The sequence below is a fragment of the Pseudomonas sp. TWP3-2 genome, from assembly GCF_049897765.1.
Classification (GTDB): Bacteria; Pseudomonadota; Gammaproteobacteria; order Pseudomonadales; family Pseudomonadaceae; genus Aquipseudomonas.
Genome location: NZ_JAFCWW010000008.1, coordinates 127,615 through 142,255, shown reverse-complemented (window position 1 = coordinate 142,255; position 14,641 = coordinate 127,615). Strand labels below are relative to the sequence as shown.

14 protein-coding genes are annotated in these 14,641 nt (G+C 60.4%); 3 read left to right on the top strand and 11 right to left on the bottom strand.

Going from position 1 to position 14,641, the window contains the following annotated elements; all coding sequences use genetic code 11:
• Nucleotides 1-35 precede the first annotated feature (35 nt).
• Nucleotides 36-641: an LPS assembly lipoprotein LptE gene (lptE, locus tag ACP7EE_RS14400; protein WP_426204668.1), complete on the bottom strand. Its 606-nt coding sequence runs from the start codon at nucleotides 639-641 to the stop codon at nucleotides 36-38.
• Between the two features lie 87 nt (nucleotides 642-728).
• Nucleotides 729-3,335: a leucine--tRNA ligase gene (leuS, locus tag ACP7EE_RS14395; RefSeq protein ID WP_426234984.1), complete on the bottom strand. Its 2,607-nt coding sequence runs from the start codon at nucleotides 3,333-3,335 to the stop codon at nucleotides 729-731.
• Nucleotides 3,336-3,589: 254 nt separating this feature from the next.
• On the opposite strand from leuS, the gene ACP7EE_RS14390 reads away from it, so the two are divergent.
• Together ACP7EE_RS14390 and ACP7EE_RS14385 are read left to right on the top strand one after the other, a co-directional pair.
• A complete protein-coding gene (locus tag ACP7EE_RS14390) occupies nucleotides 3,590-3,913 on the top strand; it encodes a hypothetical protein (RefSeq protein ID WP_420648522.1) in 324 nt (107 codons plus the stop codon).
• 103 nt (nucleotides 3,914-4,016) lie between these two features.
• Nucleotides 4,017-4,778 (top strand): YdcF family protein, encoded by a 762-nt coding sequence (locus tag ACP7EE_RS14385; protein ID WP_426204664.1) that lies wholly within the window; start codon nucleotides 4,017-4,019, stop codon nucleotides 4,776-4,778.
• A 157-nt stretch (nucleotides 4,779-4,935) separates the two neighbouring features.
• On the opposite strand, the gene lnt is transcribed toward ACP7EE_RS14385, so the two are convergent.
• From lnt to miaB, 5 genes are all read right to left on the bottom strand, one after another.
• Complete coding sequence (gene lnt, locus ACP7EE_RS14380) at nucleotides 4,936-6,459, bottom strand: apolipoprotein N-acyltransferase (protein ID WP_426234983.1); 1,524 nt, start codon at nucleotides 6,457-6,459, stop codon at nucleotides 4,936-4,938.
• A gap of 17 nt (nucleotides 6,460-6,476) precedes the next feature.
• Nucleotides 6,477-7,316: an HlyC/CorC family transporter gene (locus tag ACP7EE_RS14375; RefSeq protein WP_007909641.1), complete on the bottom strand. Its 840-nt coding sequence runs from the start codon at nucleotides 7,314-7,316 to the stop codon at nucleotides 6,477-6,479.
• A 24-nt stretch (nucleotides 7,317-7,340) separates the two neighbouring features.
• Nucleotides 7,341-7,817, bottom strand: coding sequence for an rRNA maturation RNase YbeY (gene ybeY / locus ACP7EE_RS14370; protein WP_420648519.1), 477 nt, complete (start codon nucleotides 7,815-7,817; stop codon nucleotides 7,341-7,343).
• A complete protein-coding gene (locus ACP7EE_RS14365) occupies nucleotides 7,810-8,814 on the bottom strand; it encodes a PhoH family protein (RefSeq protein ID WP_426204658.1) in 1,005 nt (334 codons plus the stop codon). Before ACP7EE_RS14365 ends, ybeY begins: the two co-directional genes overlap by 8 nt.
• Before the next feature lie 230 nt (nucleotides 8,815-9,044).
• Nucleotides 9,045-10,373, bottom strand: coding sequence for a tRNA (N6-isopentenyl adenosine(37)-C2)-methylthiotransferase MiaB (gene miaB / locus ACP7EE_RS14360; RefSeq protein WP_426234982.1), 1,329 nt, complete (start codon nucleotides 10,371-10,373; stop codon nucleotides 9,045-9,047).
• 134 nt (nucleotides 10,374-10,507) lie between these two features.
• On the opposite strand from miaB, the gene ACP7EE_RS14355 reads away from it, so the two are divergent.
• Entirely contained in the window at nucleotides 10,508-10,837 is a 330-nt protein-coding gene (locus ACP7EE_RS14355) for a DUF1820 family protein (protein ID WP_007958692.1), read from the top strand.
• Nucleotides 10,838-11,023: 186 nt separating this feature from the next.
• On the opposite strand, the gene ACP7EE_RS14350 is transcribed toward ACP7EE_RS14355, so the two are convergent.
• The 4 genes from ACP7EE_RS14350 to ACP7EE_RS14335 all read right to left on the bottom strand — a co-directional run bounded on the left by ACP7EE_RS14350 (nucleotide 11,024) and on the right by ACP7EE_RS14335 (nucleotide 14,544).
• On the bottom strand, nucleotides 11,024-11,578 hold the full coding sequence (locus ACP7EE_RS14350) for a tetratricopeptide repeat protein (RefSeq protein ID WP_426234981.1): 555 nt from the start codon (nucleotides 11,576-11,578) through the stop codon (nucleotides 11,024-11,026).
• Nucleotides 11,579-11,803: 225 nt separating this feature from the next.
• Nucleotides 11,804-13,087, bottom strand: coding sequence for a glutamate-1-semialdehyde 2,1-aminomutase (gene hemL / locus ACP7EE_RS14345; protein ID WP_426234980.1), 1,284 nt, complete (start codon nucleotides 13,085-13,087; stop codon nucleotides 11,804-11,806).
• 17 nt (nucleotides 13,088-13,104) lie between these two features.
• Nucleotides 13,105-13,728, bottom strand: a complete 624-nt coding sequence (gene thiE / locus ACP7EE_RS14340; protein WP_064118801.1) for a thiamine phosphate synthase — start codon at nucleotides 13,726-13,728, stop codon at nucleotides 13,105-13,107.
• An 18-nt stretch (nucleotides 13,729-13,746) separates the two neighbouring features.
• Nucleotides 13,747-14,544 (bottom strand): hydroxymethylpyrimidine/phosphomethylpyrimidine kinase, encoded by a 798-nt coding sequence (locus ACP7EE_RS14335; protein ID WP_426234979.1) that lies wholly within the window; start codon nucleotides 14,542-14,544, stop codon nucleotides 13,747-13,749.
• Nucleotides 14,545-14,641: the final 97 nt, after the last annotated feature.

The following is a 14,641-nucleotide window of genomic DNA, read 5'->3' as shown; positions in this document are numbered from 1 at the left end:
AACGGCGAACGGGGCGCCTGAGCGCCCCGTACGTCTTACTGCTGCGGCAGTTCGAGCGGCGACTGACGCGGGGTTTCCGCTTCAGCTTTCTGCGCCGCTTCCAGCGCATCAGCTTCAGCCTTGGCGCGGTTGTCGGCGGTTTGCTGCAGTTGCTCAAGCTGAGCGGGCGTCAGCTGTTGCAGACGCAGCATCATGCGCTGAACCAGTTCGCGGCGGGTTTCGCGACGAGCGTCGTTGGCCTCTTGATCGGAACCGACGAGGTTGTTGCCGTCGTGAATGAAGACTTTCTGCACTTCAAGCTTGTCGCTCAACAGCAGCAGATTTTTGTCCCCGCGGATATCGTAGTTCAGCACGGTGCTGACCTGATATTCACCAGTACGACCGGCGCCGGCGTAGCTCAGAATGCGCTGGCTTTCCTGCTCGTTAGCCAGAAACAGTTTGTACGGTGCGCCGGAAATCACTTTCACGCCGCTGGACTCCAGCACCTGACGCAGTTGCGTCACGGTCTCGCCGTAAGCGTTGCGCGCGCTCAGGTCGAGTTCCTTGATACTCAGCTCGTTGGTGCCAGTGCCGCGCAGCTGGAAACCACAGGCGCTCAGCAGGACAGCGAGGCCCATCACCAGCAGATTGCGTTTGATCATCTTGTTGCTCCCCTTGAAACCATGTGGGCCGACTCTGCGGCCCGAAAGGTTTTACTCGGCGCCAGGCTGACCTGGCGCCCGATCCAATTAGCTGGCGACGATATTGACCAGTTTCCCGGGCACTACGATCACTTTACGAATAGTCAGGCCATCGACGAAGCGCAGCACGTTCTCGTTGATACGGGCGGCGGCTTCGACTTCTTCGCGAGTGGCGGTTGCCGGCATTTCGATCTGGCCGCGCAACTTGCCGTTGACCTGGATGACCAGGGTCAGGCTGTCCTGCACCAGCGCGGATTCATCCACCACCGGCCAGACGGCGTCGATCACCGGGTCAGCGTGACCCAGTTGCTTCCACAGCTCGTGGCTGATGTGCGGGGTGATCGGCGCCAGCAACAGCGTTACGGCTTCGAGACCTTCGTGAACCAGCGCGCGATCCTGCTCGGTGACTTGCGCGGCTTTTTCCAGCACGTTCATCAGCGTCATCACCTGAGCGATGGCGGTGTTGAATTTGTGGTTCTGGCCGACGTCATGGCTGGCCTGTTTGATGGCCAGGTGGATCGAGCGGCGAACGGCTTTCTGCTCGTCGTTCAGGCTGACGACATCGAGTTTGCCCGGCAGGCCTTGAGCGACATGCGCTTGAGCCAGACGCCAGACGCGCTTGAGGAAACGGTGCGAACCTTCGACGCCGGAGTCCGACCATTCGGCGCTCATGTCTGGCGGCGAGGCGAACATCATGAACAGACGGCAGGTGTCGGCTCCGAACTGATCGATCATCGACTGTGGATCAACGCCGTTGTTCTTCGACTTGGCCATCTTCTCGGTGCCGCCGATTTCCACCGGCAGACCGTCGGAGATCAACTTGGCGCTGATAACCTTGGCTTTGCTGTCGCGTTCGAGTTCCACGTCCGCCGGGTTGAACCAGGTGTAGGCGCCGTTGGCTTCGCGACGATAGTAAGTCTCGGCGATCACCATGCCTTGGGTCAGCAGGTTCTTGAACGGCTCGTTGGAGCTGACCAGACCTTCGTCACGCATCAGCTTGTGGAAGAAGCGCGCGTAGAGCAGGTGCAGAATCGCGTGTTCGATGCCGCCGATGTACTGATCCACCGGCAACCAGTGGTCAGCCGCGGATTTTTCCACCAGGCCGCCTTCGAAGTGCGGCGAGGCGTAACGGGCGTAGTACCACGACGACTCGACGAAAGTGTCCATGGTGTCGGTTTCACGCTTGGCAGGCTGGCCGCATTTCGGGCAACTGCACTCGTAGAACTCGGGCATGCGCGCCAGCGGCGAACCGGCGCCATCCGGCACCACGTCTTCCGGCAGCACGACTGGCAATTGGTCTTCCGGCACCGGCACGTCACCGCAGGTTTCGCAGTGGATGATCGGGATCGGGCAGCCCCAGTAGCGCTGACGGCTGATGCCCCAGTCGCGCAGGCGGAACTGGGTGCGCGAGGCGCCCAGCTCTTTCTTGATCAGCGCAACTTCGATCGCGTCGAACGCGCCAGCGAAGTCGAGACCGTCGAATTCGCCGGAGTTGATCAGCGTGCCGTGCTCGCCGTAGGCGTCTTGCCACGGGGCCGGGTTGGTTTCGCCGGAGCTGGTGCGCACCACCGATTTGATCGGCAGGTCGTACTTGTGGGCGAATTCGAAATCACGCTCGTCGTGGGCCGGCACGGCCATGACCGCGCCGTCGCCGTAATGCATCAGCACGTAATTGGCGACCCATACCGGCAGTTTTTCGCCAGTCAACGGGTGCTCGACGAACAGGCCGGTTGGCAGGCCCTTCTTCTCTTGCGTGGCGACGTCGGCTTCAGCAACGCTGCCGCCCTTGCATTCAGCGATGAACGCTTGCAGCTCGGGATTGTTCTGAGCGGCCAGAGTGGCCAGCGGGTGTTCAGCGGCAACAGCGACATAAGTCGCGCCCATCAGGGTGTCCGGACGGGTGGTGAACACCTTGAGTGCGCCGGCTTCGCCGATCGAATCGACGTTGTACGGGAACTGCACTTCCATCCCGCGCGACTTGCCGATCCAGTTGCGCTGCATGGTCTTGACCTGTTCAGGCCAGCCAGTCAGTTCGTCGAGGCTCTCCAGGAGTTCATCCGCGTAGGCGGTGATCTTGAAGTAGTACATCGGGATTTCACGCTTTTCGATCAGCGCGCCGGAGCGCCAGCCGCGACCGTCGATCACTTGCTCGTTGGCCAGAACGGTCTGATCGACCGGGTCCCAGTTCACGGTGCCGTTTTTACGGTAGATCACGCCTTTTTCGAACAGGCGAGTGAACAGCCATTGTTCCCAGCGGTAGTAATCCGGCTTGCAGGTGGTGACTTCGCGCGACCAGTCCACCGCCAGGCCCAGGCTGCGCAGCTGGGTTTTCATGTAGGCGATGTTTTCGTAGGTCCACTTGGCCGGTGCCACGTTGTTCTTCATCGCGGCGTTTTCTGCCGGCATGCCGAACGCGTCCCAACCCATCGGTTGCAGAACGTTTTTGCCTTGCATGCGCTGATAGCGGGAGATCACGTCGCCGATGGTGTAGTTGCGCACGTGCCCCATGTGTAGCTTGCCGCTGGGGTAAGGGAACATCGACAGGCAGTAGAAAGTCTCCTTGCCTGGCTGTTCACTGACTTCAAAGGACTTTTGCTCGTCCCAGAATGACTGGGCGGCGGCTTCGATTTCACGGGGCTGATATTGTTCGTGCATGGCTACTTTTGTACTGGATAGGGGTGGCCTAATCCTCTTCAATGCGTCATCCGGAGCGGGCCGGGGATGCTGGAAGTGGAGTTACAGGAAGCGCCGTAGCATACATGACCGCGCTTGGCCTAGGGAAACCCTGATTGCAGGGGTTTTGGCCGGCGAAATGCTGGCGAGGGCCGTTGGTCGCGGCGTACAGCCGGATTGTGCAGCGAAGCTAAGCTCTAACTGGGGAGTGATTCTTATCTTCAATGAGGTGAGGGATGGTGGAGCAACAGCAAAAAAACGTTACCAAACCCGAGTTGTATGAGCGGTTGATGGACCGTCTGGGAATGGCCCTGGATGCTGCCAAAACCGCTGGCCGGCTGCGCGATGAGCGCCCCCTGGAACTGGAATTGCGTGGCTTGAGCCCCGCCGAGTTCAAACTGGTCAAGGCCTATCTGGATCGCAGTGAACGTGAAACGCACGGATGCTTGTCGCAAGCAGTGAAGCAGCTCGATGCAGCACATTCGGCCAAGGTCATCTGGCTCAAGGACAAGGCGCCCGGCAGAGTTATTGAAAAGGTTCGTACTCTGCAGGCCAAGTAACGCATGGCAGGTCAAACAGCGGATCTTTTTCAACGGATCCGCTCCTACCGGTTGTCGCGCTGTACTAACCCACTTAGGCTTCGGGCATCTTTGGAGATGCTCGATGCCTTTTCGTTATTTCGTTAAACAACTTCTGTTGCCGCCCGGCATTCTCTTGCTGTTGTTGCTCGCCGCCTGGTGGCTGCGACGCACACGGCCACGTCTGGCCGGGCTGTGTTTTGCTCTGGGGTTTGGCGGGTTCTTGCTGATGAGTCTGCCGGTGGTGGTGCAGTGGAGCGCCAAGATGCTGGAGCGCGAGCCGCCGCTGCCCCGGGAAGAGTGGACAACACTGGCGCAGCGCGCCGATGCGATCGTAGTGCTGGGTTCCGGGCGTGAACGTGGTGATCTGGCGTGGGGCGAGGATCAGCCGACCGGCGTCGGGCTCGAGCGCCAGCGCTATGCAGCGCGTTTGGCCAAGGCCTCGGGACTTCCGATTCTGACCAGTGGCGGTCTGCATTACGGTACGCCGCCGACGGAAGCCAAGTTGATGGCTGATTCGTTACTGGATGATTTCGGCGTGACGGTGCGTTGGCAGGAAGGCGAAAGCCGTACAACGTGGGAGAACGCCGAACTGAGCGCGAAGATTTTGCTGCCGCAAGGGGTCAAACGGGTAGTGGTCGTCACTCAGGCCTGGCATATGCCGCGTGCGGTGTGGAGTTTCAAGCAGGCGGGATTTGAGGTTGTGCCGGCGCCGGTGGGCTTCCTCGGCACTGACAATGCCCGACCGCTCGGTGGCTGGATGCCGGAGTTCAAGTCGATCTGGCAGAGCGGACAGTTGTTGAATGAGGCGGTGGGGCAGGTCGGCTATTCACTGTTCTACCGCTGAAAAGCTTTTGTGGCGAGGGAGCTTGCTCCCGCTGGCCTGCGTAGCAGGCCCAAAAACAGGCACCGCGTGGTTACAGTCAGACCGCGTTGTCTGCATTGCGACTGCTGCGCAGCCGAGCGGGAGCAAGCTCCCTCGCCACAGGGGGTTGCGTCGGTCTTTAAAGGGTTTTCGACATCCGGCTCGCCATCAGTGCCCAGCCGAACAACACCAGACACAATACGATCAGCGGCCATGAGCGCCATTGCAGGTACGGCGTCAGGTCATGCATCGGCACGACTTCGCCGTACAGAATGCCTTGCTCGAACTGCGGGATCTGTTCGGTGATCTGCCCGAACGGGTTGATCAGTCCGGTCACGCCGTTGTTGGTGGCGCGAATCATCCAGCGTCCCGCTTCGAGCGCGCGCATCTGCGCCATCTGCAAGTGTTGCAGCGGGCCGATCGAGGTGCCGAACCAGGTGTCGTTGCTGATGGTAAGCAGCAAATCACTGCGCGCGGCCAGGCTGGCGGCGAACTCCGGATAGACGACTTCATAGCAGATGAACGGCGCGATCTGATAACCCTTGGCCTGCAACAGTGCCTGATCGGCAGGGCCGCGGGCGAAGTCGGACATCGGCAGGTCGAAGAATGCGATCAACCCGCGCAGGATGTCCTGCAGCGGTACGTATTCGCCAAACGGCACCAGTTTCTGTTTCAGATAAGTGCCATCACCTTCGCCAAGAACCGTGATGCCGTTGAAGAAGCGTCTTTCGTGACGGACCATTTCGCGAATCGGTACGCCGGTGATCAGCGCCGATTTACGCTCGGCGGCGAAGGTGCCCATCATGCTCAGGTAGCCCTCGGCCGACTCCTTGAGCACTGGGACGGCGGTTTCCGGCCAGATCAGCAGATCCACCGGTTTCGAGCGGAAGCTCAGGTCACGATACAGCGCCAGTTGCGCGTTCAGCTCGGCCGGATCCCACTTCATGCTTTGCGCAACGTTGCCTTGAATAGCAGCAACCGTCAGCGGCGCGCCGGACGGACTGGTCCAGGCGTGGCCCTTGAGCGCAATGCCCGCGACCCACGGCCCGGCGAGCAACAACAGACCCGCCACCACAAAACCTTTGCGGCCGGTTTTCAGCAAGCGCGGCGTGTTGTAGATCAGCGCAGCGGTCAGCGCGAGCACGAACGACACCAGCCACATGCCGCCGACTGGCGCGAGTCCGGCCAATGGGCCATCGAGCTGGCTGTAACCGGAATACAGCCACGGGAAACCTGTGAGGAACCAGCCACGAAACGCTTCCTGACCCACCCACAACGCGGCAAATGCCATCGCATCGGCCAGCGGCGCTTCATTGCGGCGCAACCAGCGCGCCCAAATCCACGCAGGCAAGGCGAAGAACCAGGCAATCGCCGCCGTGAACAGCAGCATCAGGAACCCGGCCAACAGCACTGAAGCGCCGCCGAAGTGGTGAATGCTGTAGTAGATCCAGCTGGTGCCGGCGCCGAACAGGCCGAAACCGAAGCACCAGCCACGGCCCAACGCCTGACGCGGGTTCAGCTCGCGCAGGCCGGCATAGAACAGGCCGACCGCCAGCAAGGCCAGCGGCCAGATATCGAACGGCGCGAGAGCGAAAGTGGTGATAGCACCGGCCGCCACGGCCAGCAGGTTACCGGGCCAGCCGGGGCGGGTTGTCCAGCGCATTTCAGTCCTTAGATTTTTTACCGGGCGATTGGGGTCAGTCGCAACAGATGAATCCGACGGCTGTCGGCGTTCAGGATGCGGAAACGATAGGCGCCGATTTCAGTGATTTCGTTGCGTTTTGGCAAGTGCCCGAACGCGCTCATCACCAGACCGCCGACCGTGTCGAACTCATCGTCGGAGAACTCGCTGTCGAAAAACTCGTTGAAGTTTTCGATCGGCGTCAGGGCCTTGATCAGGAAGTCGCCGCTGGGCAGCGGCTTGATGTAGCTGTCTTCTTCGACGTCGTGCTCGTCTTCGATGTCGCCGACGATTTGTTCCAGCACGTCTTCGATGGTCACCAGACCAGCCACACCGCCGTATTCGTCGATAACGATGGCCATGTGGTTATGGTTGGCGCGGAACTCGCGCAGCAACACGTTCAGACGCTTGGACTCCGGCACGAAAGTCGCCGGACGCAGCAGATCCTTGATGTTGAAGCTGTCGCCGTTCTCCTTGAGGATCAGCGGCAGCAGATCCTTGGCCAGCAGCACGCCCATCACGTCGTCATGGCTTTCGCCGATGACCGGATAGCGCGAGTGGGCCGAATCGACCACGGCAGGGAGAAATTCGCGGGGTGTCTGGGTCGCCTTGATGCTGATCATCTGCGAGCGCGGCACCATGATGTCGCGCACTTGCAGGTCAGCCACTTGAATGGCGCCTTCGACGATGGCCAGCGCTTCGCTGTCCAGCAGTTTGTTCTGATGTGCATCGCGCAGCAGCTCAAGCAGCTCCTGACGGTTCTTCGGCTCGTGGGCAAAAGCCTGGGTGAGTTTACCCAGCCATGACTTCTGCCCGTTGCTCGATCGATCTTCGCTCATAGCGATTACTCTGAATCCTTTGTATTAAACAGTGGGGGTTGTGTCGATTTCGTCGTCCGCGTACGGATCGGGGTAGCCCAGTTCGGCTAGCAACTCCCGTTCCAGCGCTTCCATTTCTTCGGCTTCGTCGTCATCTATATGGTCGTAACCGAGCAAATGCAAACAGCCGTGAATGACCAGATGTGCCCAGTGGGCCTTTAGTTCCTTGCCTTGCTCGGCGGCTTCGCGCTCGACCACGGCCACACAGATCACCAGATCACCGAGCAGCGGAATGTCGAGGAACTCGTCGGGCACGTCCGCCGGGAACGACAGCACGTTGGTCGCGTAATCTTTCTGGCGCCAGGTGTGATTGAGCTCACGCGCTTCTTCCACGTCGACCAGACGGATGGTCATTTCCGAGTCGGCGGTGCGCTGGCGCAGGGCCAGTTCGCACCATTGGCGGAATTCGGCTTCGCTGGGTGCGGACGCTTCGGTGGCGATTTGCAGGTCAAGCTCAAGCATCGCGGCGCGTGTCCTTCGCAGGTTCATCGGCCACGCGATTTTCGAAGCGCTCATAGGCTTCGACGATGCGTTGCACCAGTGGATGGCGCACCACGTCTTTGGGCATGAAATGCGTGAAGCTGATACCCGGCACGTCTTTCAGGACTTCGATCACGTGATGCAAACCGGACTTGGTGCCCTTGGGCAGGTCGACCTGGGTGATGTCGCCGGTGATCACTGCCGTGGAGCCAAAACCGATGCGGGTCAAAAACATTTTCATCTGCTCGACCGTGGTGTTCTGGCTCTCATCGAGAATGATGAAGCTGTTGTTCAGCGTACGACCGCGCATGTAGGCCAGCGGTGCAACTTCGATCACCTGACGCTCGATCAACTTGGCCACGTATTCGAAGCCGAGCATCTCGTACAGCGCGTCGTAGAGCGGGCGCAGGTACGGGTCGATCTTCTGCGACAGGTCGCCAGGCAGGAAGCCGAGTTTTTCACCCGCTTCAACTGCCGGGCGCACCAGCAGGATGCGCCGGATCTGTTCGCGTTCCAGCGCGTCTACCGCACAGGCAACCGCCAGGTAGGTCTTGCCGGTACCGGCCGGGCCGATGCCGAAATTGATGTCGTTACCAAGGATTTCCTTCACATAGCGCAGCTGATTCAAGCCACGCGGGCGAATCATGCCTTTCTTGGTGCGCAGGGCGACGGAAGCTTCGGCGGGAGCGTGATTGTCCAGCTCGACCACGGCCGATTCCTGCAGGAACAGGTGCACCGTATCTGGCGACAGCTCTGAACCTTTGGTTTCCCGGTACAGGCGACGAATCAGATTTTCCGCGGACGTGGTGTGCTTGGGGTCGCCGATCAGCTCGAACTGGTTTCCGCGGTTGCGGATCTCGATGGTCAGGCGCTGTTCGATCAAGCGCAAATGCTCGTCGAATTGCCCGCACAGATTGGCGAAGCGGCGAGCCTCAAAGGGCTCGAGGATAAAACGATGTGGTTCGATGGGTGCGTTCAAGGTCGTATTTAGCCGCCCTGGGGCAATTAAGATGAAATCAAGGATAACGCCAGTGGCGTGGGTGCGAAAGCTCTTAAATAAATGAGCTCATTCTCAAGAACAGCGCAGTCCATTGTGGGAGCTGGCATGCCAGCGATGAGGCCAGCAAGTCCAGCAAAAATGTCGCCTGTTGCACCGCTATCGCTGGCAAGCCAGCTCCCACATTTGATCTCCACTGATTTCGGAATTTGTTACTGGATCAACGAGCCGCGCAGCGAGTGCGGTTGCGCCGCGTCGATGTGCACGTCGGCGAACTGGCCGATCAGGGTCGGATTGTCGCAGCGGAAGTTGACGATACGATTATTCTCGGTGCGCCCTTGCAGCTCGCCCGGGTCTTTCTTCGAATAGTCAGTGACCAGAATGCGCTGGGTCGAACCGACCATTTGTCGGCTGATCTCGAAGCCTTGCTGATTCAAACGGTGCTGCAAGGCGTTGAGGCGTTCTTTCTTCAGCGCTTCCGGGGTGTCGTCTGTCAGGTCGGCGGCCGGGGTGCCCGGACGCTGGCTGTAGACGAACGAGTAGGAAAAGTCGAAACCGACGTCTTCGATCAGCTTCATGGTCTGCTCGAAATCTTTCTCGGTCTCGCCCGGGAAGCCGACGATGAAGTCCGAACTGATGCAGATCCCCGGCACCGCCGCGCGCAGTTTGCGCAGCTTGGATTTGTACTCGAGCGCAGTGTGGTTGCGCTTCATCGCTGACAGGATCCGGTCGGAACCCGATTGCACCGGCAAGTGCAGGTGTTTGACCAGCTCCGGCACATCAGCGTGGGCCTGGATCAGGCTGTCGGAAAACTCCAGTGGATGCGAAGTGGTGTAGCGAATGCGGTCGATGCCATCGACGGCGGCCACCACGCGGATCAGCTCCGCCAGATCGGCCAGGCGCCCATCGTGGGTGGTGCCGCGATAGCCGTTGACGTTCTGCCCGAGCAGAGTCACTTCGCGTACGCCGTTTTCAGCGAGGTGGATGATCTCCGCCAGTACGTCGTCGAACGGTCGGCTGACTTCTTCGCCACGGGTGTAAGGCACCACGCAGAACGTGCAGTACTTGCTGCAACCTTCCATCACCGAGACATAGGCGCTTGGGCCGTCGATGCGCGGCTCGGGCAAGTGGTCGAATTTTTCGATTTCCGGGAACGAGACGTCGACTTGCGGCAGTTTGGTAATGCGTGCAGCGTCGATCATTTCCGGCAGGCGGTGCAGGGTCTGCGGGCCAAACACCACGTCGACATACGGGGCGCGATCACGGATCGCCGCGCCTTCCTGACTGGCCACGCAGCCGCCGACGGCAATCACCATCTCCGGGTTGGCCAGTTTCAGTTCGCGCCAGCGGCCGAGCTGGGAGTAGACCCGATCCTGGGCGCGTTCGCGGATCGAGCAGGTGTTGAGCAGAATCACGTCGGCGTCTTCGGCGCGGGCCGTCACTTCCAGGGCCTGATGTTCACCCAGCAGATCGACCATGCGCGAGCTGTCGTACTCGTTCATCTGGCAACCGTGGGTTTCGATGTAAAGCTTCTTGGCCATGGATTCGGATCGTCACGTGATTCAAAGAACCGCGCATTATAGGGAACATGTCCCCAGGTTCCTACCGCTGCGCGTCCGGCGGCTATGCTATAGTTCGCGCCCTCATTTTTATCCCCGATGTGTTTCCGCCCGCCATGACCAAACGCGAAGCTCCAATCTACAAGGTGATTTTCCTCAACCAGGGTCAGGTGTTCGAAATGTACGCCAAGCAGATCTATCAAAGTGATCTGTGGGGCTTCCTGGAAGTGGAAGAATTCGTCTTTGGCGAGCGCACTCAGGTGGTCGTCGATCCGAGCGAAGAAAAGCTCAAGGCGCAGTTCGAAGGCGTGGTGCGCAGCTTTGTGCCGATGCATTCGATTGTGCGCATCGACGAAGTGGAGCGCCTCGGCACACCGAAAATCAGCGAAGCGCGCGGCGGGGTTGGCAATGTGATGCCATTCCCGGTGCCGATGCCTGAGAAGTAAGTAACGCGTGATGCAGGGTTTTTGTGGCGAGGGGATTTATCCCCGTTGGGTGGCGAAGCCGCCCCAAGTTCTGCCAATTCGTTCTGTCTGACTCACCGCAGTGACTGTACTGCGACTGCTGCGCAGCCGAACGGGGATAAATCCCCTCGCCACAGTAAATCCTCTTTCGACAGGATCTTGCAGCGATTAAGGCAATGGCGAAAACGGCGTACGGCCGTCGGCGCTCTGCAATTCCATCAGGTATTTGCGGAAAATCTGCCCGAGTACCTGGGTGGCGGTTTCGAGATCTTCGCGGGACATTTTCTCGGACACTTCGTCAGCCGTATCCAGCGCGTCTTCCGCGCCGTTGACCGCCGCCATCTTCAGCACGATATAAGCCTGGATGTTATTCGCTTGCACGCCTTCGCCGTGGAAGAACATCGTGCCGAGCTTGAATTGTGCCTGGGCGTGGCCTAGCAGTGAGGCCTTCTCGAAATAGCTCAGGGCTTGATTGAGGTCGCGCGGCGCATTCTTGCCGTCGTAGTAGAACTCACCCAACTCGTATTGCGCCTGCGCGTCGCCTTCATCCGCAGCCTTTTGGCAGGCAGCGAGCGCCTGCGTGACGTCTTGCGGCTGAGTATTGAGGGTGCAACGACCCATCGCCGGGATCAACAACGAGTTGCCGCCTGCTTGTGCATGTGCGAGCAGGGGCTGAAGGAGCAACAGGCAGCCCAATGCAAGGGTGCGGCCGGTGCGGTTCATGAGAATCGACTTACCTCTGAAGGGCACGCGGACCCGTCGAGGGATCCAATAAGCGCGCATTATGAAATAAGCAGGGCCAACCTTACAAAGTCTTTACTCGATTTTCTGCTGCGCGGGGAATATATCGCCCACTTTAGGGGAGATTTTTGGCAGCGGCGTCGGAAAAAGGGCGGGGGTGTAGGTAAATGCTGACGTCGGCAATGGCCAACGTCAGCGGTCCGGCAATTACTTCAGTGCAGCGAAGGCGCGCTCGGCGGCATCGAGGGTGATTTTCAACTCGGCGTCGCCGTGAGCGATCGAGGTGAAACCGGCTTCGAAGGCGCTCGGTGCGAGGTACACGCCACCTTCGAGCATCAAGTGGAAGAAGCGCCCGAACAGCGCAGCGTCGCTGGCCATCACGTCTTCAAACGTAACAATGTCGTCAGCGCCGCTGAAATACAGGCCGAACATGCCGCCAGCCTGAGTAGTTACGAACGGAATGCCCGCCGCGTCAGCACGCTGCTGCAAGCCGTCGAGCAGACGCGTGGTGTAATCGGTCAGTTCGGCGTGGAAGCCCGGACGGCTGATCAGGCGCAGCGTGGTCAGGCCGGCGGCCATGGCCAACGGGTTGCCGGACAAAGTACCTGCCTGATACACCGGGCCGAGCGGCGCGATGCGTTCCATGATTGCGCGTTTGCCACCGAAGCAGCCAACCGGCATGCCGCCGCCGATGATCTTGCCGAAGGTGGTCAGGTCCGGGTTCACCCCGTAGTGCGCTTGAGCACCGCCGAGGGCTACGCGAAAACCAGTCATCACTTCGTCGAAAATCAGCACCACGCCATGCTTGTCACAAAGGGTGCGCAGGCCTTCAAGGAAGCCTGGTGCCGGTGGCACGCAGTTCATGTTGCCGGCCACAGGCTCGACGATGATGCACGCCACTTCCTGGCCGACTTCCGCGAGCATTTTTTCAACGGCGTCGATGTCGTTGAACGGCAGGGTCAGGGTGTGTTTGGCGAACGCCGCCGGCACACCGGCCGAGCTTGGCACGCCTTGGGTCAATGCACCGGAGCCGGCCTTGACCAGCAGGCTGTCGGAGTGGCCGTGGTAGCAGCCTTCGAACTTGATGATGCTGTCGCGACCGGTGTAACCACGGGCCAGGCGGATCGCGCTCATGGTCGCTTCGGTGCCGGAGCTGACCATGCGCACCATTTCCATCGATGGCACCAGCGAGCAGACCAGATCGGCCATCTCGGTTTCCATCGCCGTCGGTGCGCCGTAGGACAGGCCGTGTTGCAGCTGATTGCGCACTGCGTCGAGCACTTCCGGATGGCTGTGGCCGAGGATCATCGGCCCCCAGGAACCGACGTAATCGACATAACGCTTGTCGTCTTCGTCAGTGACGTAGGCGCCTTCGGCGTGTTTGAAGAACAGCGGCGTGCCGCCAACGCTCTTGAATGCGCGAACCGGCGAGTTGACGCCACCGGGAATGTGTTTCTGGGCGTTGGCAAACAGGGTTTCGGAACGAGACATGATCGGGCTCTCAGAAATCAGGATTTGAACAATTCGTTGAATGCGCGGGCGCGGCGCGTCACTTCTGCTGTGCTCTCGGCACCGAACAGGCCATGCACCACGGCCAGCAGATCGACGCCGTGGGCCACCAGCGGCGCGGCGTTATCCAGGCTGATGCCGCCAATCGCGCAGATCGGCAGATGCAGCGTGCGCTTGGCCTCATCGAGCAGATCGAGGCCGCACGTCGGCGCACCGGGTTTGGTGTTGGAGTTGAAGAAACGGCCGAAGGCGACGTAACTCGCGCCTTCCTTTGCCGCTTGTTCGGCCAGCGCAATCTGCGCGTGGCAGGTCGAACCGATGATCGCTTTCGAGCCGAGCAGGGCGCGGGTCGGCGACAGCGGGCCGTCGGTCTGCCCGAGGTGCACGCCGACGTTCAGCCGTGCAGCGAGTTCGGCGTCATCGTTGATGATCAGTTGCGTCTTGTAGCGCTCGCACAGATCGCGCAGTGCTTCGGCCTCGCGCAAGCGCCGAGCCTCGTCGCTGCTCTTGTCGCGGTATTGCAGCAGGGTGACGCCGCCTTCGAGCGCCGCCTCCACGTAAGACAGAAACTTGCCGGCCAGCAATTGGCTGTCGGTGATGGCATACAGGCCACGGAGTTTCATCAGGCACACCTCACGACGTTACGAGCAGAAATCCAGCGGCAGACGACGCGGCACGAACTGGCCTTTGCCCAGTTGTTCGGCATCGCGCAAGGTGCGCCAAGTGTAATCGAGGGCGCTGCGCACGGCGCTGGTAAGGTCTTCGCCTTGGGCCAGTCGACCGGCCAAGGCGCTGGCCAGGGTGCAACCGGACCCGTGATAGCTGCCTGGCAAACGCTGGCAATAGAAGGTTTCGCGCAGACCGTCGCGGCTGTACAGGCGATTGTGGATTTCAGTTTCGTCGCCATGCCCGCCAGTGATCAGCAGATTCTTGACGAACGGCAGGAGCTTTTCCGCGCACTCATCCGCAGTGCCTTCCGGCAGTTCGGCGAGGATTCGCGCTTCCGGAAGATTCGGTGTGGCGATGATCGACAGCGGCAGCAGACGTTCGCGCATCGCATAGCCGACTTCGTCCTTGCCCAGCCGTCCGCCGCCACCGGCGCGCAGTACCGGATCGCAGACCACTGGCAGATGCGGATGCGCTGAGAGCAGCTCGACGATGGTGTCGACCATCTCCAGCGAACCGAGCATGCCCAGTTTGACTGCGGCGACTTCGGAGTCGTTGAGCACGGCATTCGCCTGCGCCAGCACCCATTCGCGGTCGAGGACGCGGAAGTCCGTGACGTTGACCGTGTCTTGCACAGTCAGGGCGGTGACGGCCGGCGCCGCATGACAACCCTGCGCGAGCAAGGATTCGATATCTGCCTGCAAGCCGGCGCCACCACTGGGGTCGTGGCCGGAGAGACAGAGGACAACGGGGCGGGAGCTGTAGATATTCATGGTGCGCGAGCTTACCACCAAACATCTTTTTCCGGTTCAGTGGCGCACAGGCTTGCCGATACATTGTGGCGAGGGGATTTATCCCCGTTCGGCTGCG